Source organism: Leclercia sp. J807 (assembly GCF_009734465.1).
Lineage (GTDB): Bacteria > Pseudomonadota > Gammaproteobacteria > Enterobacterales > Enterobacteriaceae > Enterobacter.
On the sequence record NZ_CP046446.1, the window covers coordinates 156,368 to 181,660 of the forward strand.

The following is a 25,293-nucleotide window of genomic DNA, read 5'->3' on the forward strand; positions in this document are numbered from 1 at the left end:
CAGTACAAGTCGATGTGCCCCCGCAAGCCGGGGGCGATGATGGATTACAGTTCGCTCTTTTTATGGAAACCGTCTTTCACAACGGTGGCGTCAATGTTCTCTTTATTGACTTCGATAGGGGTGAGCAGTCGGGAAGGCACATCTTTCAGGCCGTTGTTTAAGCTGGCATCCGCTTTAGGCTGTTGGCCATTGCCGAGCTCAACGGCAATTTCTGCGGCGGTGGTGGCAAGCTCAGTGATCGGCTTATATACCGTCATGGTCTGGGTACCTGCCACAATACGTTTCACCCCGGCAAGGTCCGCATCCTGCCCGGAGATCGCCACTTTTCCGGCCAGTCCCTGGGCGCTGAGTGCCTGAATAGCACCGCCTGCGGTCGCATCGTTAGAGGCCACTACGGCATCGATTTTGTTATTATTGGCGGTGAGGGCGTTTTCCATAATTTTTAACGCGTTTTCAGGTAACCAGCCGTCCGCCCACTGATCGCCAACGATCTTGATTTTGCCTTCATCAATATAGGGCTTCAGCACCTTCATCTGTCCGGCGCGGAAGAGTTTGGCGTTGTTATCCACCGGGGAGCCGCCCATCAGGAAGTAATTGCCCTGTGGGACTTTGGCGACCAGGCTTTGCGCCTGTAATTCGCCGACCTTTTCATTGTCGAAGGAAATATAATAATCAATGTCCGCATTATTAATCATGCGGTCGTAGGCCAGCACTTTAATCCCTTCGCGCTTGGCTTCTTTTACCACGTTACTTAAAACCTGACCGTTATAAGGAATAATAACCAGCACATCGACGCCGCGGTTTATCATATTTTCGATTTGCGACATTTGCGTTTCTTCATTGCCATTGGCAGACTGGACAAAAACTTTCGCACCTAATGCTTCTGCCTTATTGACAAAAATATCGCGATCTTTTTGCCAGCGCTCCAGACGGAGGTCATCAATCGCCATGCCGATTTTGACTTCTTTTGCATGACTCGCCGTACTCGCCAGCAGCAGCGATGCACAAAGAGTGAGGCACAGGTTCTTTATCTTCATAATTGTATTGCCTTTTGTAGGGTTAGGTTGCTGAGATAAAAGAAACAATCATTGCAAGAGACGTAGCAAATTCTTAACGGGGAATGGCAGGCTGGCAATTACAGATTTTTATCTTCTCGTTATGATATTTGGTTTATTTTCGAATTTATGATCGCGATCGAATTTTAAATTCTATAAGCTCTTAATTACACGTGATTATGGAATTTGTGCTGTGAAATTTGTTTGTCTGCAAATTGATTTTGCGAGCCAGCGCACGTTTGTGCATTCTCTCAATAGCAGTGTGAAATAACGTAATTGAGCAACCTGCGATCCCTATTCAGTATTACTCCAGTATCAACTCTTTGCTGTATCCCTGATTATGGAGCTCACTATGCAAGCTTATTTCGATCAACTCGATCGCGTTCGTTATGAAGGTCCGAAATCCTCAAATCCTTTAGCGTTTCGTCATTACAACCCGGACGAGCTGGTGCTGGGTAAGCGCATGGAAGATCACCTGCGTTTTGCTGCCTGCTACTGGCACACCTTCTGCTGGAACGGTGCCGATATGTTTGGCGTGGGCTCATTCGATCGTCCGTGGCAGCAGCCAGGCGAAGCGCTGGAGCTGGCAAAACGCAAAGCGGATGTCGCTTTTGAGTTCTTCCACAAGCTGAATGTCCCTTATTACTGCTTCCACGATGTGGACGTTTCACCGGAAGGCGCATCGCTGAAAGAGTATCTGAATAACTTTGCGCAGATGGTCGATGTGCTGGCCGAAAAACAGCAGCAGAGCGGCGTGAAGCTGCTGTGGGGCACCGCCAACTGCTTTACTCATCCGCGCTATGGCGCAGGCGCTGCCACCAACCCGGACCCGGAAGTCTTCAGCTGGGCGGCCACGCAGGTGGTGACGGCGATGAATGCTACCCATAAGCTGGGCGGGGAAAACTATGTGCTGTGGGGCGGGCGTGAAGGCTACGAAACGCTGCTCAATACTGACTTACGTCAGGAGCGCGAGCAGATTGGCCGCTTCATGCAGATGGTGGTCGAGCATAAACACAAAATCGGCTTCCAGGGTACGCTGCTGATTGAGCCAAAACCGCAGGAGCCGACCAAGCATCAGTACGACTACGACGTGGCGACGGTCTACGGCTTCCTGAAGCAGTTCGGGCTGGAAAAAGAGATCAAGGTGAATATCGAAGCCAACCACGCGACACTGGCGGGTCACTCGTTCCATCACGAGATCGCCTCCGCTATCGCGCTGGGCATTTTCGGCTCCGTAGATGCCAACCGCGGCGATCCGCAGCTCGGCTGGGATACCGACCAGTTCCCGGTCAGCGTGGAAGAAAACGCGCTGGTGATGTACGAAATTATCAAAGCGGGTGGGTTCACCACCGGCGGCCTGAACTTTGACGCCAAAGTGCGCCGTCAGAGCACCGATAAATACGATCTCTTCTATGGCCATATCGGGGCGATGGACACCATGGCGCTGTCATTGAAAGTGGCTGCCCGCATGATTGAAGATGGCGAGCTGGATAAGCGCGTGGCGAAACGCTACGGCGGCTGGAACAGTGAGCTGGGTCAGCAAATTTTGAAAGGCCAGTTATCACTGACCGAACTGGCGAAGTACGCTGAACAGCATAACCTGGCGCCGCAGCACCAGAGCGGCCATCAGGAATTGCTGGAAAATCTGGTGAATCATTATCTGTTTGATAAGTAACCGGGTATTGCCGGGCAGCGCGACGCTAGCCCGGCTTACGGTTAGCCCAGGCCCGGAACCGCTGCAAGCGTCCGGGCATTTCTGTTAAAGGAGTCACCGCAATGTATATCGGGATCGATCTTGGCACATCGGGTGTGAAAGCCATTCTGTTAAATGAACAGGGCGACGTGCTGGCAACGCAAACAGAAAAACTGCACGTTTCACGGCCACACCCGCTCTGGTCTGAACAGGATCCTGAAGCCTGGTGGCTGGCCACGGATCGCGCCCTGAAAGCGCTTGGCGAGCAACACTCTCTGCGCGAGGTAAAAGCGCTGGGCATTGCCGGACAGATGCATGGCGCCACGCTGCTGGATAAGGACAACCGCGTTCTGCGCCCGGCGATTTTATGGAACGATGGCCGCTGCGGTGAAGAGTGCGCCCTGCTGGAAGAGCGCGTCCCAACCTCGCGGGAGATCACCGGCAACCTGATGATGCCGGGCTTTACCGCGCCGAAACTGCTGTGGGTGCAGCGCCATGAACCCGAAATTTTTAGCCAGGTGGCGAAGGTATTGCTGCCGAAAGATTATCTGCGGTTGCGCATGACCGGAGAGTACGCCAGCGATATGTCCGATGCCGCTGGCACTATGTGGCTCGACGTGGCAAAGCGTGACTGGAGCGAGACGATGCTCGAAGCCTGCCATCTCACCCGCGACCATATGCCTGCGCTGTTTGAAGGCTGTGAGCAGACGGGTACGCTGCTGCCGTCGGTGGCGCAGCAGTGGAATATGCCGGCTGTTCCGGTCGTGGCGGGGGGCGGGGATAACGCCGCCGGCGCGGTTGGCGTCGGCATGGCCGATGCCGGGCAGGCGATGCTGTCGCTGGGCACCTCCGGCGTTTACTTCGCCGTGAGCGACGGCTATCGCAGTAATCCTGACAGCGCAGTGCACAGTTTCTGCCATGCGCTGCCCGGAAAATGGCATCTGATGTCGGTAATGCTCAGTGCGGCGTCTTGCCTGGACTGGGCGGCAAAACTGACAGGATTAGAGAGCGTGCCGGCCCTGCTCGATGCCGCGCAGCAGGCGGATGAAAACGCCGATACCGTCTGGTTCCTGCCCTATCTGTCCGGCGAGCGCACGCCGCATAACAACCCCCAGGCGAAAGGGGTGTTCTTTGGCTTAACCCATCAACACGGCCCGGCTGAACTGGCGCGTGCGGTGCTGGAAGGGGTGGGCTATGCGCTGGCCGATGGGATGGATGTGGTGCATGAGTGCGGACTCAAACCGACCAGCATTACGCTGATTGGCGGGGGAGCACGTAGCCCTTACTGGCGTCAGATGCTGGCGGATATCAGCGGGCAACAGCTCGATTACCGTACCGGTGGGGATGTCGGGCCTGCGCTGGGTGCGGCGCGGCTGGCGCAAATTGCAATGAATCCGGGCAAGCCGCTGGCGTCGCTGTTGCCACAGCTGGCGCTGGAACAGCAGCACACTCCGGACCCCGATCGTCATGCCCGCTATGCAGGGCGACGCGACGTGTTCCGCAAAATCTATCAGCAGCTTCTGCCACTGATGTCGTGAAACAGCGCCGGGTGGCGGCTTCGCCTAACCCGGCCTACCCATTTTTATATTTTAAATGATTGATTCTAAATAATTATTTATTTGTATGGTTTTTTTCCGAATTCGGACTTCTCCGCGCCCTTCATTACAGTGGATCGCAAGACTTCATCCATAATGCCTCGTTTAGTTCCCTGGTGAGGTTTACGTGAAAATGGAAAGAGACGTGACAAATAGCTCCCCTGCTTTTAATGCCGTATCCTGGCTTGCCCTTCTTGGTGGGATCATTAGCTATCTGGTTGGTTTATGGAATGCGGATATGCAGCTCAATGAGAAAGGGTATTACTTTGCGGTCATTATCCTTGGCTTGTTTTCTGCCGCCTCTTATCAGAAAACCGTTCGTGACAAATATGAAGGGATCCCGACGACGTCGCTCTACTATATGACGTGCCTGACGGCATTCATTATCGCCGTCGCGCTTTTAGTGGTGGGTTTGTGGAATGCCACTCTGTTGCTGAGCGAGAAGGGCTTTTATGGTCTTGCGTTCTTCTTAAGCTTATTTGGTGCGGTGGCTGTGCAAAAAAACGTGCGGGACAGTGCGGCGCACACTTCGTCTGATACGATCGCAGAACAGAAAGAGATCGTCTGAAAAAGCGCCCGGTGGCGCTTCGTTTGCACAGCCTTGTAGGCCCGTGCAAGCGAAGCGCCGCCGGGCAAACAAGCCGCACACTCAGCTCACAAACCTGCGCGTATCAACGCGCTGTAACAGCATCGACAGCAACAGGCTGACCGCTACCGTTATGGAGAAGATCCAGACGATATCCAGAAGCGGCCAGCTCTTTAACTCCACACCTCGCGTGCGCAGGGCGTGGATCACCAGCGCGTGAAAACCGTAGATCCCCAGCGAGTTCCGTGAAATTAACCCCAGCAGCGGCAGGGCGCGCGCATGGAGCGTGTTTTTCACCAGAGTAAATAACGAAACCGCGCAGATAAAGACCATCGGGCCACAGTAGAGATACCAGGTATCGGCGAAAGTGCCGCGCCACTGCAGCTCATGCAGCGTACCGCGGGAGATTATCGCCACCGCGGCAATAAACAGGGCGGCGCACAGGGCATTTAGCCAACGTTTGCGGGTATCCATCATTCCCAGGGCGCGGCCCAGCATGCCGTACAGCACGTAATAGAAGGTGTCGCCGTTGATATAGAGATTGATGGGCAGCCATTCAAACCCGCCCATTTTTTGCGAGACCGTATTGGGGTTCGCCACAATGCCAATCACGACCATCAGCGCCAGCAGCATTTTGCCGCTCGTGCTTTTCACCTGCACCAGCGGGGAGAGCAGATAAATCACGATAATGGCGAAGAAAAACCACAGGTGATAGAAGACCGGCTTTTGCAGCAGGTATTTCAGCGACAGCTCGCTGTTGATCGAGGTAAAAAGCACGATATAGAGGAACGCCACGGTGCTGTAAAACAGCAGGCACAGACCGATGCGTAAAAAGTGGCGCGGTTGCGCGCTGCGTTCGCCAAAAAAGAGATAGCCGGAGATCATGAAAAAGAGCGGCACGCTCACCCGCGATGCGGAGTTGAGCACGTTGGCGACATCCCAGTTTATAAGACTGACGGCGGGGGCGTTGGTGATATACCAGGTGGTGGTATGGATCATCACCACCATCAAACAGGCGATTCCCCGCAAATTATCGATCCAGTTAATTTTTTCCTGCATCCATCCCTCTGTTTACACATTAAAAAGAGTCTGACTGTGATATTGATTCAGACGCTCGTTGGAAAATTCTGAGTTTGCATCGTCCTGCTTGTGCCGGGGCGGTGAGATTCGCAGAATGCCGGGCCATAATCTATAAAGTTTAGAGTTTAAAATAACAGCCACAGCAGAGGGCGGTAATATAAATGATGATGCGTGCGATATGGCTCTTGCTACCCGCGCTACTGGCCAGCTGCGCGGCTCAGGAGACCTCCCCGGCGCAAAAAGCGCAAACCCAAAAGGTCAGCCCGGAGCGTTCCCTGGATATGGAACAGCTGTGTAAGGATCGGGCGGCCCAGCGCTACAATACCGGCGCGCAAAAAATCGACGTCACCGCCTTTGAGCAGTTTCAGGGTAGCTATGAGATGCAGGGCTTCACTGCCCGCAATGAGAGTTTCATCTGTTCTTTTGACGCAGATGGCCATTTTTTACACCTTTCGATGCGTTGAGATAGCCGCTTAATGCGATGGCTGCGCCTGCAGGGTGCTGTCAGCTATGCTTATTTCCCAATTTTCCCTAAACAACCCCGTTTCGTACTGTATATCTTGCACTCAGCGGGTATACTGAACCCTTCCATTTAAAACCACACGTATCCAGCACGAAATACTATGCAAAAGTTTGATACTAAGACCTTCCAGGGCCTGATCCTGACCTTACAGGATTACTGGGCTCGCCAGGGCTGCACCATTGTTCAACCTTTGGACATGGAAGTGGGCGCCGGCACTTCACACCCGATGACCAGCCTGCGTGCACTGGGGCCAGAGCCGATGGCTACCGCCTATGTACAGCCATCCCGCCGCCCGACCGATGGTCGCTACGGTGAAAACCCGAACCGTTTACAGCATTACTATCAGTTCCAGGTGGTGATTAAGCCATCGCCAGACAACATTCAGGAACTGTATCTCGGGTCGCTGAAAGAGCTGGGTATGGATCCGACCATTCATGACATTCGTTTCGTGGAAGATAACTGGGAAAACCCAACGCTGGGTGCCTGGGGTCTGGGTTGGGAAGTGTGGCTGAACGGAATGGAAGTGACGCAGTTCACCTACTTCCAGCAGGTTGGCGGTCTGGAATGTAAACCGATCACCGGTGAAATCACCTACGGTCTGGAACGTCTGGCCATGTATATTCAGGGCGTAGACAGCGTTTATGACCTGGTCTGGAGCGACGGCCCGCTGGGTAAAACCACCTACGGCGACGTGTTCCATCAGAACGAAGTGGAACAATCCACCTATAACTTTGAATACGCGGACGTGGACTTCCTGTTCACCTGCTTCGAGCAGTACGAGAAAGAAGCCCAGCAGCTGCTGGCGCTGGAGACTCCGCTGCCGCTGCCTGCCTACGAGCGTATTCTGAAGGCCGCCCACAGCTTCAACCTGCTGGACGCCCGTAAAGCGATCTCCGTGACTGAACGTCAGCGCTACATTCTGCGTATTCGTACCCTGACCAAAGCCGTTGCAGAAGCTTACTATGCGTCCCGTGAAGCCCTTGGCTTCCCGATGTGCAACCGAAACAAATAAGAGGCGGCCATGTCTGAGAAAACTTTCCTGGTGGAAATTGGCACCGAAGAGCTGCCACCAAAAGCCCTGCGCAGCCTGGCTGAATCTTTCGCTGCGAACGTGACTGCTGAGCTGGATAACGCTGGCCTGGCGCACGGTAAAATTGAGTGGTTTGCTGCTCCGCGTCGTCTGGCGCTGAAAGTGGCTAACCTGGCGGCGTCTCAGCCCGATCGCGAAGTTGAAAAGCGCGGCCCGGCGATTGCCCAGGCGTTCGACGCCGAAGGCAAACCGAGCAAAGCGGCAGAAGGCTGGGCGCGTGGTTGCGGTATCACCGTTGACCAGGCCGAGCGTCTGACCACCGACAAAGGCGAATGGCTGCTCTATCGCGCCCACGTGAAAGGCGAAAGCGCAGAAGCGCTGCTGCCAAACATGATTGCCACCTCGCTGGCGAAGCTGCCAATTCCTAAGCTGATGCGCTGGGGCGCAAGCGACGTGCACTTCGTGCGTCCGGTTCACACCGTGACTCTGCTGCTGGGCGATACCGTTATTCCTGCCACCATTCTGGGCGTCGCGTCCGATCGCGTGATCCGCGGCCACCGCTTCATGGGCGAGCCGGAGTTCACCATCGACAACGCCGATCAGTACCCTGAAATCCTGCTGGAACGCGGTAAAGTCATTGCTGACTACGAACAGCGTAAAGCCAAAATTAAAGCGGACGCGGAAGAAGCGGCCCGCCAGATTGGCGGTAAAGCCGATCTGAGCGACAGCCTGCTGGAAGAGGTGACCTCCCTGGTGGAATGGCCGGTTGTGCTGACCGCGAAGTTCGAAGAGAAGTTCCTCGCGGTTCCGGCGGAAGCGCTGGTTCACACCATGAAGGGCGACCAGAAGTACTTCCCGGTCTATGCCAACGACGGCAAGCTGCTGCCGAACTTCATCTTCGTGGCGAACATCGAATCGAAAGATCCGGTGCAGATCATCTCCGGTAACGAGAAAGTGGTTCGTCCACGTCTGGCGGATGCCGAGTTCTTCTTCAATACCGACTGTAAAAAACGTCTGGAAGATCACCTCCCGCGCCTGCAAACCGTGCTGTTCCAGCAGCAGCTGGGTACCCTGCGCGACAAGACCGACCGTATCGCAGAGCTGGCTGGCTGGATCGCCCGTGAAATCGGTGCCGACGTTAACCACGCTACCCGCGCAGGTCTGCTCTCCAAGTGCGACCTGATGACCAATATGGTGTTTGAATTTACCGACACCCAGGGCGTGATGGGCATGCACTATGCGCGTCACGATGGCGAAGCGGAAGATGTGGCCGTCGCCCTGAACGAGCAGTATCAGCCGCGTTTTGCCGGTGACGATCTGCCATCCAACCCGGTAGCCTGTGCCGTGGCGATTGCCGACAAGATGGACACCCTGGCGGGTATCTTCGGTATCGGCCAGCATCCGAAAGGGGATAAAGACCCGTTCGCACTGCGTCGTGCTGCGCTGGGCGTGCTGCGTATCATCGTTGAGAAGAACCTGAACCTCGATCTGCAGACCCTGACGGAAGAAGCGGTGCGTCTGTATGGCGACAAGCTGACCAACGCCAACGTAGTGGATGACGTGATCGATTTTATGCTGGGCCGTTTCCGCGCCTGGTATCAGGACGAAGGCTACAGCGTTGACACCATTCAGGCGGTGCTGGCGCGTCGTCCGACCCGTCCGGCCGATTTCGATGCCCGTATGAAGGCGGTCTCCCACTTCCGTACCCTGGAAGCGGCATCGGCGCTGGCTGCGGCCAACAAGCGTGTCTCCAACATCCTGGCGAAATCCGATGAGACGCTGAACGAGCGCGTAAATGCCGCGACGCTGAAAGAGCCGGAAGAGATCGCTCTTGCGATGCAGGTTGTGGTGCTGCGCGACAAGCTGGAGCCGGCCTTCGCTGAAGGTCGCTACCAGGAAGCGCTGGTGGAACTGGCTGAACTGCGCGACGTTATCGACGCCTTCTTCGAGAAAGTGATGGTGAACGTAGAGGATAAAGATCTGCGTATTAACCGCCTGACCATGCTCGAAAAACTGCGCGAGCTGTTCCTGCGTGTGGCGGATATTTCTCTGCTGCAGTAAGAGGCTTTTGCCCGGCGGCGCTACGCTTGCTAAAAAACCCGCTTCGGCGGGTTTTTTTATGGCATGCCGTTGAAAATTTAACCTTGAAACCCTGAACAAAAACCGGCTATCCTTTCTTCGGTTACTTTTCGCCCTCTGGAGCGCCCCCCAAAAATGAACAAACACGACTGATGAATTTCGATCCTTGCTAAACGCCACCGCGTCGGCAGGGGATGTTTTGATTTCATTCAGGAGTGCTTATGGCTCATTTTGCGCAATCCCCTTCTTTTATTTTGCATCAGGTCACCTGTCAGTTTCCGACAGGCGATACCCTTTTTGGCCCGCTGAATCTCTCGCTGGAGCCCTCGCTGTGCGCACTGGTTGGCCGTAACGGCAGCGGCAAGACCCGTCTCCTGCGCCTGCTGGCCGGGCTGGACTTGCCTGCCAGCGGCCATATCGAGCGTTTCGGCACGCACTGCTATGTGGCGCAACAGCACGATATTTCTCCCCACACCACGCTGGCCCAGCTGCTTGGCTATGAAAACCTTTTCGCAGCCCGCGAGCGTATCGACAGTGGTGATTATCTGCCTGAGGATCTGGAGCGTCTCGACGGTTACTGGGATTTAACGGAACGACTGAGCGAGGCGTTTATCGGCGCCGGGCTTGCGCCGTTTGATCCCAACAGGCTGGCCGCTGAACTGAGCGGCGGCGAGCGGGTTCGCGCTCTGCTGTGCGGCGCGTTTACGGCGAATGCGGACTCTCTGCTACTGGACGAACCCACCAACCACCTCGACAGGCAGGGGCGGGCGTGGTTTTACGAGCAACTTGCCCGACATGCCGGTTGCGTGCTGGTCGCTTCACACGATCGTGAGCTGCTGGCACAGGTGCCGCGCATTCTGGAACTCAGCGCGTCGGGGTTACACAGCTACGGTGGCAATTACGCGGACTATCAGCGCCAGCGGAATGCGGAGCAGCAGGCCGCCCGCGCGGCACTGGAGCATGCAACCACCGAGCGCAAACGCACCCGTGCCCGTCTGCAAAAGGAGCATGACGACAGCCTGCGCCGGTCAGCGAAAACCCTGCGCACGGTGGATAGTCTTAATATCGCCTCGTTTGAGCGCGTTAAGTATAAAGGGGCAGCAAAGGAGCGTCCGGGCGCGTGGCGCAAACAGCATCATGAGCAACAGGATGCGATGAACGCGGCGGTCAATCAGGCGCGGGAGCGGGTGGAAGAGGAAAATCCGGTGATGTTTACCCTGCCAGGCAGCCAGATTGCGGAGGGGAAACAGGTGCTGGTGCTGGAGGATCTGGTGCTGCCGCACGTCACGATGGCGCCGCTTAACTGGCGCATGGATGGGCCGATGCGGGTGGCGTTGCGGGGGCCGAATGGCTGTGGGAAATCCACCTTGCTGAAAGCCATCCTCGGCCAGTGCCTGCCTGTTTCGGGACATTGCCGGACGTCGGTCACGGTGGCGTATCTCGATCAGCACTTATCGCAGCTGGATTTGTCGCAATCCGTTATCTCCCACCTCAATTTGCATAACACGCCGCTGGAAGAGGGGATACTGCGCAGCCGTCTGGCCCAGCTGCAGCTGGGCGCCGATCGGGTGACGCTCCCGCTGTCAGCGCTCAGCGGCGGCGAACGCTTAAAAGCGGCGCTGGCCTGTGTGCTGTGGCGGGAAGAGGCGACGCAGCTCTTGCTGCTCGATGAACCGACTAACCATCTGGATCTGGCTTCGACACGTGCTATCGAGGCGGCGCTGGCTGGCTTTACAGGCGCACTGCTGGTGGTATCGCATGACGACGCTTTTCTGGATGGTCTGAAGCTGACCCATGAACTGGCATGGCTGGAGGGGGAGTGGCGCGGTGAAAGGCGGTAATAAAAACACAAACCCCCGCAAATGCGGGGGCTAAACATTACTACTCAGTCAACTGCTTGCGGAGTGCCGGGTTAGCCTGAATCAGGCTCATCAGCTTCAGCTCGGTCATGGAGGGCTTCACTCTTTTTGATTCCCACTCCTGAACCATCGCTACGCTGACACCCATTGCTCGTGCGAAATCATCGGTTTTCATCCCTGTCCCTTTGCGTAAGCGCTCAAATTCCGTAAAGGGGTTAGACTTTTGCGAACGGGTCACCGTCTGCGGTGCATCCTTAAAAACAATCTGTTCCAGACTGCTTAGCAGATCAAACATAGGATCTTTTAATTCCATTGAGAACTCCTCATAAATCACACTGCGGGATCGTGAACATTAGAGAGCAATTTAAGAATAGTCGCTAAAACTGAGAACAGATCGTAACGTGCGTGATTAATTGTTAGAGATACGTTTCGCTGGCTTGCTTTTCAAACCGACTGAGTATGCTAATGACTTGATTATTCAGTAGCGCCTTAGCACCAGGTATTTTTTTGTAAATAGTAAGAATTTATATGGCAATAATCGTTTTACATGAAAAGGGTATCTTGCGGGCCTGACCTGGACTATTCTGTCACCGTTGGGCACGCGTGTGCCGGTGTGCGCTTTTTTGGGTGAAAGGAGTAATAACAATGGCGACAGGAAAGCCCTGCTCTCGCTGGTTTGCGCCGCTTGCGGCGTTGTTAATGATAGTTAGCCTGAGTGGGTGTTTCGATAAGGAAGGGGATCAGCGCAAAGCGTTTATCGACTTCCTGCAAAATACTGCGATGCGTAGTGGCGAGCGTTTGCCAACGCTGACTGCGGATCAGAAAAAACAGTTTGGTCCCTTCGTTTCTGACTATGCCATTTTGTATGGTTATTCACAGCAGGTGAATCAGGCGATGGACGCCGGGCTGCGTCCGGTGGTGGATAGCGTGAATGCGATTCGCGTACCGCAGGATTACGTGACCCAGCGTGAACCGCTGAGCCAGTCAAACGGTGCACTGGGTGTGCTGGGCCAGCAGCTGCAGAACGCCAAAATGCAGGCCGATGGCGCGCGCTCTGCGCTGAAGCAGGGCGAAGATCTGAAGCCTGTGTTCGACAAAGTGTATGAAAAAGTGGTGACCAAACCTGCCGAGGCTCTGCAGCCGCTTATTCCAGCAGCCCAGATCTTTACACAGCAGCTGGTGCAGGTAGCGGATTATATTTCCCAGCAGGGTACCCAGGTGAGCTTTGTCTCCAACGGTATTCAGTTCCCGACCTCGCAGCAGGCCAGCCAGTACAATGCGCTGATTGGGCCGCTGGCCGCGCAGCATCAGGCGTTCAGCCAGGCGTGGAGCGCGGCGATGGCCGCAACGGAATAACGTCTGAAAGCGTACTCGCATTTTGCCGGGCAATGCTGCGTAAACCTGTAGGCCCGCGCAAGCGAAACGCTGCCGGGCACATTCCAGAATAAAAAACCCCGCTGCAAAGCGGGGTTTTTTATCTTCTCAGAAAATAAAGCTTGTCTTTGATCCGCGAACTATGTCTTAATACACCTCGTCGGTTTGTTACACAGACCTAGAGCAGTTTAGTTAAGCAGTCCAGATGCGTTATCTTAGATACCCTTCGTAGTGACCCTTCCTTCATCGCTTAAAAATCTGTAACACATTCCATCATCGCGCCGGAAGGCAAAACAAATTTTTAAAAGGTAATATCTATGTCTGGTAAAATGACTGGTCTGGTAAAATGGTTCAACGCTGATAAAGGTTTCGGCTTCATCACTCCTGACGATGGCTCTAAAGACGTGTTCGTACACTTCTCTGCTATCCAGAACGATGGCTACAAATCTCTGGACGAAGGTCAGAAAGTTTCCTTCACCATCGAAAGCGGCGCTAAAGGCCCAGCAGCTGGTAACGTTGTAAGCCTGTAAGCTTCCAACTCAGCGAAAGAATTTAAAAACCCGCCTCTGGCGGGTTTTTTTCGTTTAAGGCTTAACTTGCGGATTTACGCAGTTTTTATCCACCTTGCCCTGCAGGGCGTCGATCAGGTTTTCCACCGCACAGGCCGCCATGTTATAGCGCGTTTCGTGGGTGGCGGAGCCAATATGCGGCAGCGCGACCACGTTTGGCATTTTCAGCAGTTCTGAGCTGACCGGTAGCGGCTCCTGCTCAAATACGTCCAGCCCCGCGGCGTGGATCTCACCGTTTTTCAACGCTGCAATCAGCGCCTGTTCATCCACCACCGGCCCGCGTCCTGCATTAATAAAGATGGCGGTTTTCTTCATTTTCTCAAACTGCGCTTTGCCGAACATATGGTGAGTTTCATCGGTCAGCGGCAGGATCAGGCAGACGAAATCCGCTTCCTGCAACAGGGTATCCAGGTCACAGGGGCGGGCGTTAAAGCGTTCTTCAGCCTCTTTATGCTGGCGGCGCGCGTTATACAGAATCGGCATGTTGAAACCGAAGTGGGCGCGCTGGGCCAGGGCCATGCCGATGCGGCCCATCCCGACAATGCCCAGCGTTTTGCCATGCACATCGACACCAAACCAGTCCGGACCGATGCTTTTGGTCCACTCTCCGGCTTTAACGCGCTCGGCCACTTCCACCACGCGGCGCGCGCTGCTGAGCACCAGCGCCATCAGCGTATCGGCCACGGTTTCGGTGAGTACGGTTGGCGTGTGCATCAGCAGGATGTTGCGGGCATTCAGCGCATCGACGTCAAAGTTGTCATAGCCTACCGAGATGGTCGAGGTTGCACGCAGCGCAGGCATTTTTTCCAGCAGTGCGGCATCCACCTTTTCGCTGGAGCCCAGCAGCCCGACGGCACCGGCGAACGCCTCAGCATGCTGCTCCACCGTCTCCGGGCTCAGGTTGTTAACCCGGGTAACGGTGAAATGATCTTCAAGGCGCTGCTGCAGGGCATCAGGCAGGGCTTTATACAAAATGACGGACGGCTTCATGCTAATCTCCGTTGATTTTAAAAGGGTTCAGGCGTGGCGTGCGCCGACGGGAAGGTTCTGATTATTAGCAGGCTTAACAATTAAAGTAAGCCACACCGAGGCAAAAAGCGCCACCCCCATAAAGATGTACGAGGCTGACGGGCCGCCGGTCACACCGTTCAGATAGCCCACGAACCATGAACCAAAGAAGGAACCCAGCGCACCCATGCTGTTGATCAGCGCCATCGCGCCGCCCGCCACGTTACGCGGCAGCATTTCCGGGATAATGGCAAAGAACGGACCATACGGGGCATACATCGCCGCACCGGCAATCACCAGCAGCGTATAGGAAACCCAGAAGTGGTTCGCGCCCACTGCCCACGAGCCGATAAAGGCGCATGCAGCAATCAACAGCAGCGGCCAGACGAACAGCTTACGGTTTTGCAGTTTGTCCGACGCCCAGGAGACCACAATCATGGCGATGGTTGCTGCCAGATAAGGCACGGAGGAGAGCCAGCCCACTTCAACCATGCCGAGGTTATCGCCCGCGCTGCGGATGATAGACGGCAGCCACAGAACAAAACCGTAAACGCCGATACTCCAGGTGAAATATTGCATGCACAGCAGTACCACGTTGCGGGAGCGGAAGGCTTCGCCGTAGTTACGCACCGCTTTCAGTCCCTGCTGCTCTTTATCCAGCTGCGCCTGCAGGGCCGCTTTTTCATCTTCAGAGAGCCATTTGGCCTGGGCCGGTTTGTCTTTCACCAGCACCCACCAGCAGAAGGCCCAGATAATGGCCGGCACACCTTCAATAATGAACATCTCACGCCAGCCGAAGGACTGGATCAGATATCCGGAGACCACCGACATCCACAGTACCGTGACCGGGTTGCCGAGAATAAGGAAGGTATTGGCGCGCGAGCGTTCGGATTTGGTAAACCAGTTGCTGATGTAGATCAGCATCGCGGGCATGACCGCCGCTTCCACTACGCCGAGAATAAAACGAATGGCCGCCAGCGCCGGGATGTTATTCACCACCCCAGTGAGGGAGGCGCAGGCACCCCAGAGGATCAGGCAGATGAAGATCAGTTTGCGGACGCTGCGGCGTTCGGCATAGATGGCGCCAGGGATCTGGAAAAAGAAGTAACCGAGGAAGAAGAGGGCGCCCAGCAGCGAGGAGACGCCTTTGGTGATCCCCAGGTCTTCCGTAATGCCTGCGGCAGACGCGAAGCTAAAGTTCGCACGATCAAGGTACGCCAGGCTGTACGTGATAAACACGACAGGCATGATGTACCACCAGCGTTTTACTGCGTTTGTTGCATTGTTCATAGGCTTGCCTCTGTCGTTGAGGGGGTTACCGCCGTTGTCTGTAGGGTACACGGTGGTTTAATCGTTAGCCCACTCTCCCCTGTAGGGAGAGGGAATTTATGCGTCCAGTTGCGCCCGGGTGGGTAATCCTTCGCTGTCGCCCTGAACCTGGATCGCCAGCGAGCCGATAACATTGCCGCGCGTGACGGCCTGATGCAGCGTTTTGCCTTCCAGCAGGGCGCTGACCACGCCCACGGCAAAGCCGTCTCCCGCGCCGACGGTATCGACGACGTTCTCGACCTTCACTGCCGCCACGGCACCTTGCTCGCCATCGGCGGTTTTATACCAGGCGCCGTCGGCACCGGTTTTCAGGATCACGGCCTTCACGCCCCGGTTCAGGTAAAAATCGGCGATCCCTTCCGGGGTGTTTTCCCCGGTCAGGATGAGGCCCTCTTTCAGGCCGGGTAATACCCAGTCGGCCTGGAAGGCGAGGTGGTTCAGCTTCTCCACCATCTCCGCTTCGCTTTTCCACAGCACCGGGCGCAGATTGGGATCGAACGAAATGGTTTTCCCCGCGGCTTTCATGGCACCCGCCGCGTGATCGAGCAGGGCGTAAGAGCTGGCGGACAGCGCTGCTGCCACGCCGCTCAGGTGCAGATGCCTTGCTGCGGTAAACCCGATCGGATTGAAATCTTCAACGGAGAGGTGGCTGGCCGCCGAGCCTTTGCGGAAATACTCCACAATGGGATCGGTTCCATCAGTGACTTTTGATTTAAGCTGGAAGCCCGTCGGATAACGGTCGTCTATGGTCACGCCTGCGGTCTCGATCCCCTCTTTTTTCAGGGTGTCGAGTACAAACTGGCCGAAGCTGTCATTGCCGACGCGGCTCACCCAGCCCACCTTCAGGCCAAGGCGTGCCAGCCCGGTGGCGACGTTCAGCTCGGCACCCGCGACGCGCTTCATAAAGTGATCGACTTCGCTTAAGTCACCGGTGTGGGTAGCCACAAACATAGCCATCGCTTCACCAATGGTGATGACATCCAGAGTATTCGGCATCGCTTACGCCTCCCGCAGTAAATTGACGTAATGACGGGTGACCGCCGTCAGATCGGGCCCTTCAAGCGGAAACTCGATCCCGCGTGGGACATCGCCGGGCAGTTGCTCCAGCAGGGCCTGCCAGCGGGTACTGTCCTGGTCCGGCGGCACGGCGCGATACTGCTGCTGATGAGGAACGGCGGCCTTAACGTGGATATAGCTCACCGCGGGCGCCAGATGCTTCGCGGCTTCTTCCGGTGATTCACCCACCCACAGCCAGTTGCCCATATCGAATGTCAGCGTGACCGGCAGGCTCATTACCCGGCAGGCCGCCTTGAAACGCTGCATCGGCGCCAGCTGGCCGCAACGCGTCTGGTCGTTTTCCACCACCAGCGTCATGCCGGTTTCATCGAGCAGGGCGCGCAGCGCATCGAGCTGCTGCTTATCGCTGAAGTTGCCGAGGGAGACCTTCAGCCACAGGGCGTTGAGCGTCGCGGCCTCGGCAAGGTAGCGGGGCAGCAGTGGGTTGAGGGTGCCATCCGCGCTAAACAGCGCATCGGGAGCGGAGTAGCAGGCCAGCAGGCCGAGCAGTTCAATGGACTCGGCAAGGGTGGGTAAGGTTGCCAGTTCGGCATCGCTGAATAACTCCCGGCGGATCTCGACGCCATCCGCGCCTGCCCCGGCGATAACCGGCAGCATGGCACGCTGCCCACCCGCTTGCCGTACCTGGTCAGCGCCATACGCGGCGGTGACAACAATAATTTTTCTGCCCATCGGCGGACTCCATCACGTAGCTGATACTCTTTACGCTAGATGGAACCGGTTCCAAAGAAAAGTTCAGGATGCCGGATTTATGATCGCCATCACGAAGGGGGCTTAACGCGCCGTGGAACCGCGCACGATCAGCTCGCCGGAGAAGACCTGCTCCCGGACCGCTTCATCGGCGCCGTTGATTCGGCGAACCACCTGCTCGACGGCGGCGAAGCCAATCTGCCAGGTGGGCTGTTTGAGGGTGGTGATACCGACGCCGGCCAGCTCGGCCCACTCCAGCTCGTCAAAGCCCAGCAGACCGATATCGCTGCCCCAGTGCAGGCCGATGCGCTTAAGCGATCGGGCGACCTGTAGCGTTAAGGCGCCGTTAGCGGAGATGACCGCCTTGCGCATGCCGCGATGACGGGTATGGAACTGGCGCAGGGCATTATCCATCTGCCCGGCTTCATGAAGGGGGATTTCGACGTTCTCGGCGATCACGCCAGTATAACGGGCGAGGGTCGCGCGAAACGCGCTGAGGCGCTCGCGACGGGTGTTGACCATCCCCAGCGGTTCGCTCAGGAACAGAATCGCTTCAAAGCCTTGTTCTATCAGATGTTCCGTGGCGGTGGTGGCGGCCTGGGTGTTGTCCAGCCCTACCACATCACAGGCGAAATCCGGGATTTTGCGGTCAATCAGCACCATCGGCAGGGCGGACTGTTGCAGGCGGTTCAGCCCCTCTTCACGCATTCCCACGGCGTTAACCACAATGCCCTCTACCTGATAGCTGCGCAGCAGATCGAGGTAATGCAGCTCCTGGTCAAGTTCATTGTTGGTGTTACACACCAGCGGGGTGAAGCCTTTTTCCCGGCAGGCGGCTTCGATGCCGCTGAGGACGTTAACGGAGTAGGGGTTGGTGATATCGGCGAGGATAAGCCCGATCAGGCGGGTTCGCCCGCGCTTCAGTCCCCGGGCCATCAGGCTGGGGCGATAGTCGAGTTCGGCGATGGCCTGTTCAATGCGGGCTAACAGCGCGTCGGACAGCAGGTGTTTTTCGCCGTTGAGGTAACGGGAGATGCTGGTCTTACCGGTTTTTGCGGCTTTCGCCACATCGCTGATGGTGGGCCGTGTTGATTTGCTCATCGCTGGTTTCCTTGCCTTGGGTGAGCATACCTTAGCGCGAAAATGCCCGGTGGCGCTACGCTTACCGGGACGACTGGCCGGGCAGGGCGATGCCGCCACCCGGCACACCCCTTACTGAATCGGGCTTAAGGTGATCTCAACGCGACGGTTCTGGGCTTTGCCTTCCGCCGTGCTGTTGCTGGCGATCGGATTCGCCGGGCCCATACCGCTGGTGCGAATACGGGTCGCCGCTACGCCCTGGGTGATCAGCGAGCTGGCCACCGCGTCAGCACGTTGCTGGGAGAGACGCATGTTCAGATCCTGGCTGCCGGTGCTGTCGGTATAGCCCAGCACGTTCACCGCGGTTTTTTCGTACTCCTTGAGCACCATCGCCACGCCGGTCAGGGTATTAGCCCCCGCCGGTTTCAGCGTTGCGCTGTTACTGTCGAAGGTGACGTTGTTTGGCATGTTCAGAATGATGTTATCGCCGCTGCGGGTTACGCTCACGCCGGTGCCCTGCATTTTGTCGCGCAGCTTCGCTTCCTGCACGTCCATGTAATAACCGACACCGCCGCCCAGGGCTGCGCCTGCTGCGGCGCCAATCAGCGCGCCTTTGCCGCGATCTTTTTTCGAGGAGGAGAGTGCGCCAACACCTGCGCCTACCAGGGAGCCGAGGCCTGCGCCAATGCCTGATTTACCCGCTTCGCGTTCGCCGGTGTAAGGGTTGGTGGTGCAGCCTGAAACAACCAGTGCGCCGCTCACCACGGCGGCAATCATAAGTGCGCTTTTTTTCATCTTCTTTCCTTAAGCTTTTTTATTCTTTGCCACGACGGGCGTGGCGGTTGATTATGACGTGCAGTTACGGAGAAAATTCCGGGGATAACTCTTAAATTTGTGTCTAATCATAAACAGCCTCAATGAAGGCTGAGAAAACCTGCAACAGGCAATCCAGGAGCACACGCTGTGACCACTTCAACGAAAACCATTCTGACTGCAGCCCACTGGGGGCCGATGCTGGTCGAGACCGACGGCGAGACGGTGCTGTCATCCCGCGGCGCGTTGCCGACAACGTATCCCAACTCCTTGCAGACCGCGGTGCGCGACCAGGTGCACAGCAAAACGCGTGTGCGCTGGCCGATGGTGCGTAAGGGGTTTCTCGCCTCGCCGGATAATCCGCAGGGGGTGCGCGGGCAGGATGAGTTTGTGCGCGTAAGCTGGGATGAGGCGCTGACGCTTATCGATGCGCAGCATAAACGTATTCGCCAGAGCTATGGCCCATCGTCCATTTTCGCCGGTTCGTACGGCTGGCGTTCCAATGGCGTGCTGCACAAAGCCGCAACCCTGCTTCAGCGCTATATGAGCCTGGCGGGCGGCTATACCGGCCATCTGGGGGACTACTCCACCGGTGCGGCGCAGGCCATCATGCCGTATGTGGTGGGCGGCAACGAAGTGTATCAGCAGCAGACCAGCTGGCCGCTGGTGCTGGAGCACAGCGAGGTGGTGGTGCTCTGGAGCGCCAACCCGCTCAACACCCTTAAGATCGCCTGGAACGCCAGCGACGAGCAGGGCATCCCCTATTTCGACGCGCTGCGTAAAAGCGGCAAGCGCCTGATCTGCATCGATCCGATGCGCTCCGAAACCATGGATTTCTTTGGCGAGCGCGCCGAGTGGATCGCCCCGCATATGGGCACCGATGTGGCGATGATGCTCGGCATCGCCCATACGCTGGTTGAGAACGGCTGGCAGGATGAAGCGTTTCTTGCCCGCTGTACCTCCGGGTATGAAAAGTTTGCCGACTACCTGCTCGGAACGACGGACGGTATCGCCAAAACCGCCGAGTGGGCCGCCGACATTTGTGGCGTTCCGGCAGATAAAATTCGTGAGCTGGCGGCGTTGTTCCACAATAACACCACCATGCTGATGGCGGGGTGGGGGATGCAGCGCCAGCAGTTTGGTGAGCAAAAACACTGGATGCTGGTCACCCTCGCGGCGATGCTCGGCCAGATTGGTACGCCGGGTGGCGGCTTTGGCCTGTCGTATCACTTTGCCAATGGCGGTAACCCGACCCGTCGTGCGGCGGTGCTGGCCTCAATGCAGGGCTCGGTCAAGGGCGGTACCGACGCGGTGGATAAGATCCCGGTCGCCCGCATTGTGGAAGCCCTGGAAAACCCCGGCGGTTTTTATCAGCACAACGGCCTGGATCGCCATTTCCCGGATATTCGCTTTGTCTGGTGGGCAGGCGGGGCCAACTTTACCCATCATCAGGACACCAACCGCCTGATCCGCGCCTGGCAAAAACCGGAGCTGGTGGTGATCTCCGAGTGCTTCTGGACCGCGGCGGCGAAGCATGCCGATATCGTGCTGCCGGCGACCACCTCGTTTGAACGTAACGACATGACCATGACCGGCGACTACAGCAACCAGCATATGGTGCCGATGAAGCGGGTCGTACCGCCGCGCGATGAAGCGCGTGACGATCTTGATGTGTTTGCCGAGCTGAGCGAGCGCTGGGAGCAGGGCGGCGGCGAGCGTTTCACCGAAGGTAAAACCGATCTGGAATGGCTGGAGACGTTTTATGAGATTGCCGGGCAGCGTGGCGCGGCACAGGGAGTGACCCTGGCACCCTTTGCCGAGTTCTGGGAAGCCAATGCTATCGTTGAAATGCCGGAATCTGAGGAGAACGCCAGGTTCGTGCGCTTTGCGGATTTCCGTCGCGATCCCGAGGGCCATCCGCTTATAACCGAAAGCGGTAAAATTGTGATTTACTCAGAGCGCATCGCCAGCTTTGGCTATGCCGACTGTCCACCTCACCCGATGTGGCTGGCGCCGGACGAGTGGCATGGCAATGCTGAGCCGGGGCAGTTACAAATTCTCTCTGCCCATCCGGCGCATCGTCTGCACAGCCAGTTGAACTACTCTGCCCTGCGCGAGCAGTATGCGGTGGCCGGACGCGAGCCGGTGACGCTGCATCCGGATGATGCGAAAGCGCGCGGCATTGCCGATGGCGACGTGGTCCGCGTCTGGAACCATCGCGGTCAGGTGCTGGCAGGCGCCGTGGTCAGCGAGGGCATTAAGCCGGGGGTGATCTGCATTCATCAGGGGGCATGGCCGGATCTGGATCCTGATAACGACGGGATTTGTAAGAACGGGGCGGTCAACGTGCTGACCAAAGATCTCCCCAGCTCGAAGCTGGGGAATGGCTGCGCGGGAAATACCGCGCTGGCGTGGCTGGAAAAATATCAGGGGCCAGCGCTTACGCTGACGGCGTTTGATCCGCCTGCCAGCTCATAAGCCAGGTCGGGTGTTGAGTATCTTCCTGCCAGGCGCTGTCTTCAATGCGAAAGCCCTGAGCGTGGTAGAAATTCACCGCCCGATTGTTCTTCTGGTAGACCTCGAGACTTAAAGAGGGGTAGCGCTGCTGAACATGTTTTATCAGCGCATGCCCGATCCCTTTGCCCGCAAAGGCCGGAGCGACAAACAGCGCGCCGATAAACCGGGATTCCATCACGCTGATAAACCCGCGAAGCTGGCCTTTCTCTTCCCATACCCATGTCTCGGCCGACGGCAGGTAAACCTCTCGCACCACCGCTTTGCTCTCCAGCCAGTATTGCGCATCGATAAACGGATGGGCGACGGTGGTGCTCTCCAGCCAGAGTGCCAGCAGGGGCTCGACATCGTCATTGAGCCATTTGCGGATCATGTTGACCTCCGGGGTGACAGTGGCAGGCGGTGACGTGATCGTTGACCAGTCCGCAGGCCTGCATAAAGGAGTAACAGATGGTGGTGCCCACGAATTTAAAGCCGCGTTTTTTCAGCGCCTTCGACAGGGCATCTGAGGCTGGCGTAGAGGTGGGGATCTCTGCAAGCGTCGCCGCCTGGGTCACCTGCGGGGTGTTATCGACAAAAGACCAGACGAAATCGGAAAAGCGCTCGCCGTTCTCTTCCATCGCCAGATAGGCCCGGGCGTTACCGATAATGGCTTCGATTTTGCCGCGATGGCGGATAATCCCCGCGTCCAGTACTAACCTGTCGACATCGGCGGAAGTCATCCCGGCGACAAGGACCGGATCAAACTGGTGAAAGGCCTGACGATAGTTTTCCCGTTTTTTAAGCACGGTGATCCAGGATAAACCGGCCTGCTGACCTTCGAGACAGATCATCTCGAATAAATGCTTCCCGTCAGTTTCCGGTACACCCCACTCTTGATCGTGATACGCGATATAAAGCGGATCCTGGCTAACCCAGCCACAACGTTGCATCGTTTCTCTCCCTATTTGCTCCTGAAATTACAAAAATTTCAATCGACCCGGCTTGACGTGTCACCTAAAGAGACAATAGTTAATACAGGTTGATACGCAACATCCCTCATGTTGCAACCTGGCCTCAATTAAACAAACACAAATGTCGCCGAACTCGGCTCTTCTCTGGAGTCGCTTTGATGATGATAAAAAATATCAGTGGCCGCCATGCCGTGACAGGTATGGCGAGCTTGTTGGCCTGTCTGATTTCAGGCAACACAGCAAACGCCTGGCAACAGGAATATATCGTTTCGGATACAAAAAGTAATACCACCGAGCGTTATACATGGGACGACGATCACCAACCGCGTTATGAGGACATTCTCAAAGAGCGGATCCTCTCCTCGCAGAATACGCCCGGTTTAGCGCTGAATTTACCTGATTCCTCTCCTGTGGAGGCGACCAGCTCAATGAGTGTGGGCTGGAGTATTCCCGTGGCCCGCCGTTTCACGACCGGACCGGTTGCCGCCTGGCACTATGACGGCTCCACGCCCAATATGTACAACGAGTTTGGCGATAGCGTGAACACGCAGTCATTGATCGACCCGCTGTGGCACGCCAGCGTAAGTACGCTCGGCTGGCGCGTGGACACGCGCGTCGGCGATGTGCGACCGTGGGCGCAAATCAGCTATAACCAGCAGTTCGGTGATAACCAGTGGAAAATGCAGTCCGGCCTGGGACGCCTGATGCCGTCCACCCAATACGGTAACTGGATGGATGTCACCGTCGGGGCCGATATGCTGATCAATCCTTATATGGCGGCCTATGCCTCGATGTCGCAGGCTGAAAATATGACCGCCGGCGAGGATTATCTTTATACCCTCGGCGTCAGCGCCAGATTCTGAATTAGGCACGTAAATCGCCTGTGCAGCACCGGAAGTGAGCCTTCTCCGGTGCGGTTCAGACGGTTGTCCAGGCCATTCATTCCTGATTTTCGGCATTTCATTCCGCGCTCTCTGCATTTCATGCCGTTTTACCCCTGGTAAGGTAAGGTTTTGGATATCGTTGTCAGCAGTGAATTTCCCTTTTTTCTGCTGCAGGACAACTGCCATGAACACTTCAACTTACAACCGCACCCGCTGGCTGACCCTCTTCGGTACTATCGTGACCCAGTTCGCTCTGGGGTCGGTCTATACCTGGAGCCTGTTTAACAGCGCCCTTTCCGACAAACTCAATGCCCCGATAAGCCAGGTGGCTTTCTCCTTTGGTTTGCTGAGCCTGGGCCTGGCGCTCTCTTCATCCGTCGCCGGTAAATTGCAGGAACGCTTCGGCGTGAAGCGCGTCACGATGGCTTCCGGTGTGTTGCTGGGGCTGGGCTTCTTCCTGACTGCATATTCCAACAATCTGATGATGCTGTGGCTGAGCGCCGGGGTGCTGGTCGGGTTGGCAGATGGCGCAGGTTATCTCTTAACCCTGTCGAACTGTGTGAAATGGTTCCCGGAGCGTAAAGGGCTGATCTCCGCCTTTGCCATCGGTTCTTATGGCCTTGGCAGCCTGGGCTTCAAATTTATCGACAGCCAGTTACTCGCCACCGTCGGCCTTGAAAAGACCTTTATGATCTGGGGCGCAATCGTGCTGGTGATGATCCTGTTTGGCGCTACCCTGATGAAAGATGCGCCGCAGCAGGAGGTGCAGATGGTCAATGGCGTAGTCGAGAATGACTTTACGCTGGCTCAGTCGATGCGTAAGCCGCAGTACTGGATGCTGGCTGTGATGTTCCTGACGGCCTGCATGAGCGGTCTGTATGTGATTGGCGTGGCGAAAGATATCGCCCAAGGGATGGTGAAACTGGATGCGGCAACAGCGGCCAACGCGGTAACCATTATCTCTATTGCCAACCTTTCTGGTCGCCTGGTACTGGGGATCCTCTCCGATAAAATTGCCCGTATCCGTGTCATTACCCTCGGCCAGGTGGTTTCACTGGTGGGAATGGCGGCTCTGCTTTTCGCCCCGCTCAACGAAGTGACCTTCTTTGCGGCTATCGCCTGCGTCGCGTTTAACTTCGGCGGCACCATCACCGTCTTCCCGTCGCTGGTCAGTGAGTTCTTCGGCCTGAATAACCTGGCGAAAAACTACGGCGTTATTTATTTAGGTTTTGGTATCGGCAGTATTTGCGGTTCGCTTATTGCTTCGCTGTTCGGCGGTTTTTATGTGACTTTCTGCGTAATATTCGCCTTACTTATCATTTCGCTGGCCCTGTCCACCACTATTCGTCAGCCGCAGCGTGAAGCATTGCAACAAGCGCATGCTTGATTGAAACTCCCTCTAAGGGCCGGATATTCCGGCCTTTTTTGTTTTTGTAGAGTGTAAAGAACAGGCCGTTGGTATGCCATCGGACTTGTTTTTTTGTAAATATTTGCAGGGATCA

At 56.4% G+C, this 25,293-nt stretch carries 23 protein-coding genes; 12 read left to right on the top strand and 11 right to left on the bottom strand.

Going from position 1 to position 25,293, the window contains the following annotated elements; translation table 11 throughout:
* Positions 1-44: 44 nt before the first annotated feature.
* Positions 45-1,037 carry a D-xylose ABC transporter substrate-binding protein gene (xylF, locus tag GNG26_RS00750; RefSeq protein ID WP_103177768.1) on the bottom strand — a complete coding sequence of 331 codons (993 nt, stop codon included), beginning with the start codon at positions 1,035-1,037 and terminating at the stop codon, positions 45-47.
* 370 nt (positions 1,038-1,407) lie between these two features.
* Here xylF and xylA point away from each other — a divergent pair, with 370 nt between their 5' ends.
* The 3 genes from xylA (at position 1,408) to yiaA (ending at position 4,911) form a co-directional block, all read left to right on the top strand.
* Positions 1,408-2,730 (top strand): xylose isomerase, encoded by a 1,323-nt coding sequence (gene xylA / locus GNG26_RS00755; protein WP_114316199.1) that lies wholly within the window; start codon positions 1,408-1,410, stop codon positions 2,728-2,730.
* A gap of 101 nt (positions 2,731-2,831) precedes the next feature.
* Entirely contained in the window at positions 2,832-4,286 is a 1,455-nt protein-coding gene (gene xylB, locus GNG26_RS00760; protein ID WP_156237482.1) for a xylulokinase, read from the top strand.
* A 190-nt stretch (positions 4,287-4,476) separates the two neighbouring features.
* Positions 4,477-4,911, top strand: coding sequence for an inner membrane protein YiaA (gene yiaA / locus GNG26_RS00765; RefSeq protein WP_103824353.1), 435 nt, complete (start codon positions 4,477-4,479; stop codon positions 4,909-4,911).
* An 81-nt stretch (positions 4,912-4,992) separates the two neighbouring features.
* Here the strand turns inward: yiaA and GNG26_RS00770 are convergent, their stop codons facing one another.
* Entirely contained in the window at positions 4,993-5,988 is a 996-nt protein-coding gene (locus GNG26_RS00770; protein ID WP_156237483.1) for an acyltransferase, read from the bottom strand.
* A gap of 188 nt (positions 5,989-6,176) precedes the next feature.
* Between GNG26_RS00770 and GNG26_RS00775 the strand changes: the two genes are divergently transcribed.
* From GNG26_RS00775 to GNG26_RS00790, 4 genes are all read left to right on the top strand, one after another.
* Positions 6,177-6,473 (top strand): YsaB family lipoprotein, encoded by a 297-nt coding sequence (locus tag GNG26_RS00775; protein ID WP_370463904.1) that lies wholly within the window; start codon positions 6,177-6,179, stop codon positions 6,471-6,473.
* A gap of 159 nt (positions 6,474-6,632) precedes the next feature.
* Positions 6,633-7,544, top strand: coding sequence for a glycine--tRNA ligase subunit alpha (gene glyQ, locus GNG26_RS00780; protein ID WP_003860141.1), 912 nt, complete (start codon positions 6,633-6,635; stop codon positions 7,542-7,544).
* 9 nt (positions 7,545-7,553) lie between these two features.
* Positions 7,554-9,623, top strand: a complete 2,070-nt coding sequence (gene glyS / locus GNG26_RS00785) for a glycine--tRNA ligase subunit beta (protein WP_156237484.1) — start codon at positions 7,554-7,556, stop codon at positions 9,621-9,623.
* A 239-nt stretch (positions 9,624-9,862) separates the two neighbouring features.
* Positions 9,863-11,482, top strand: a complete 1,620-nt coding sequence (locus GNG26_RS00790; protein ID WP_156237485.1) for an ABC-F family ATP-binding cassette domain-containing protein — start codon at positions 9,863-9,865, stop codon at positions 11,480-11,482.
* A 40-nt stretch (positions 11,483-11,522) separates the two neighbouring features.
* On the opposite strand, the gene GNG26_RS00795 is transcribed toward GNG26_RS00790, so the two are convergent.
* A complete protein-coding gene (locus tag GNG26_RS00795) occupies positions 11,523-11,813 on the bottom strand; it encodes an HTH-type transcriptional regulator (RefSeq protein WP_103177777.1) in 291 nt (96 codons plus the stop codon).
* Positions 11,814-12,145: 332 nt separating this feature from the next.
* Between GNG26_RS00795 and GNG26_RS00800 the strand changes: the two genes are divergently transcribed.
* Both GNG26_RS00800 and cspA read left to right on the top strand, forming a co-directional pair.
* The gene (locus GNG26_RS00800) at positions 12,146-12,856 is read left to right on the top strand and encodes a DUF3053 domain-containing protein (protein ID WP_103177778.1); all 711 of its coding nucleotides are present in this window, start codon (positions 12,146-12,148) and stop codon (positions 12,854-12,856) included.
* 335 nt (positions 12,857-13,191) lie between these two features.
* Complete coding sequence (gene cspA, locus GNG26_RS00805) at positions 13,192-13,404, top strand: RNA chaperone/antiterminator CspA (protein WP_032615822.1); 213 nt, start codon at positions 13,192-13,194, stop codon at positions 13,402-13,404.
* 54 nt (positions 13,405-13,458) lie between these two features.
* Here cspA and ghrB read toward each other — a convergent pair whose 3' ends face one another.
* The 6 genes from ghrB to GNG26_RS00835 all read right to left on the bottom strand — a co-directional run bounded on the left by ghrB (position 13,459) and on the right by GNG26_RS00835 (position 19,422).
* Entirely contained in the window at positions 13,459-14,433 is a 975-nt protein-coding gene (ghrB, locus tag GNG26_RS00810; protein ID WP_156237486.1) for a glyoxylate/hydroxypyruvate reductase GhrB, read from the bottom strand.
* A gap of 27 nt (positions 14,434-14,460) precedes the next feature.
* Entirely contained in the window at positions 14,461-15,741 is a 1,281-nt protein-coding gene (locus tag GNG26_RS00815; RefSeq protein WP_103824359.1) for an MFS transporter, read from the bottom strand.
* 96 nt (positions 15,742-15,837) lie between these two features.
* Positions 15,838-16,776 carry a sugar kinase gene (locus GNG26_RS00820; RefSeq protein WP_103824360.1) on the bottom strand — a complete coding sequence of 313 codons (939 nt, stop codon included), beginning with the start codon at positions 16,774-16,776 and terminating at the stop codon, positions 15,838-15,840.
* 3 nt (positions 16,777-16,779) lie between these two features.
* Positions 16,780-17,529, bottom strand: coding sequence for a sugar phosphate isomerase/epimerase (locus GNG26_RS00825; protein WP_156237487.1), 750 nt, complete (start codon positions 17,527-17,529; stop codon positions 16,780-16,782).
* Positions 17,530-17,631: 102 nt separating this feature from the next.
* The gene (locus tag GNG26_RS00830; RefSeq protein ID WP_103824362.1) at positions 17,632-18,648 is read right to left on the bottom strand and encodes a LacI family DNA-binding transcriptional regulator; all 1,017 of its coding nucleotides are present in this window, start codon (positions 18,646-18,648) and stop codon (positions 17,632-17,634) included.
* 111 nt (positions 18,649-18,759) lie between these two features.
* Positions 18,760-19,422, bottom strand: a complete 663-nt coding sequence (locus GNG26_RS00835) for an OmpA family lipoprotein (RefSeq protein WP_103824363.1) — start codon at positions 19,420-19,422, stop codon at positions 18,760-18,762.
* 168 nt (positions 19,423-19,590) lie between these two features.
* Between GNG26_RS00835 and GNG26_RS00840 the strand changes: the two genes are divergently transcribed.
* Positions 19,591-21,918, top strand: a complete 2,328-nt coding sequence (locus GNG26_RS00840; protein ID WP_156237488.1) for a molybdopterin guanine dinucleotide-containing S/N-oxide reductase — start codon at positions 19,591-19,593, stop codon at positions 21,916-21,918.
* Here the strand turns inward: GNG26_RS00840 and GNG26_RS00845 are convergent.
* Both GNG26_RS00845 and tag read right to left on the bottom strand, forming a co-directional pair.
* Entirely contained in the window at positions 21,881-22,327 is a 447-nt protein-coding gene (locus tag GNG26_RS00845) for an N-acetyltransferase (protein ID WP_156237489.1), read from the bottom strand. The two genes, GNG26_RS00840 and GNG26_RS00845, sit on opposite strands and share 38 nt — an antisense overlap.
* Positions 22,305-22,886 (bottom strand): DNA-3-methyladenine glycosylase I, encoded by a 582-nt coding sequence (gene tag / locus GNG26_RS00850; protein ID WP_114385546.1) that lies wholly within the window; start codon positions 22,884-22,886, stop codon positions 22,305-22,307. Before tag ends, GNG26_RS00845 begins: the two co-directional genes overlap by 23 nt.
* Positions 22,887-23,065: 179 nt before the next feature.
* On the opposite strand from tag, the gene GNG26_RS00855 reads away from it, so the two are divergent.
* Both GNG26_RS00855 and GNG26_RS00860 read left to right on the top strand, forming a co-directional pair.
* Positions 23,066-23,770: an autotransporter domain-containing protein gene (locus tag GNG26_RS00855; RefSeq protein WP_103824367.1), complete on the top strand. Its 705-nt coding sequence runs from the start codon at positions 23,066-23,068 to the stop codon at positions 23,768-23,770.
* A gap of 205 nt (positions 23,771-23,975) precedes the next feature.
* On the top strand, positions 23,976-25,178 hold the full coding sequence (locus GNG26_RS00860; RefSeq protein ID WP_156237490.1) for an MFS transporter: 1,203 nt from the start codon (positions 23,976-23,978) through the stop codon (positions 25,176-25,178).
* The last annotated feature ends 115 nt before the right edge of the window (positions 25,179-25,293 follow it).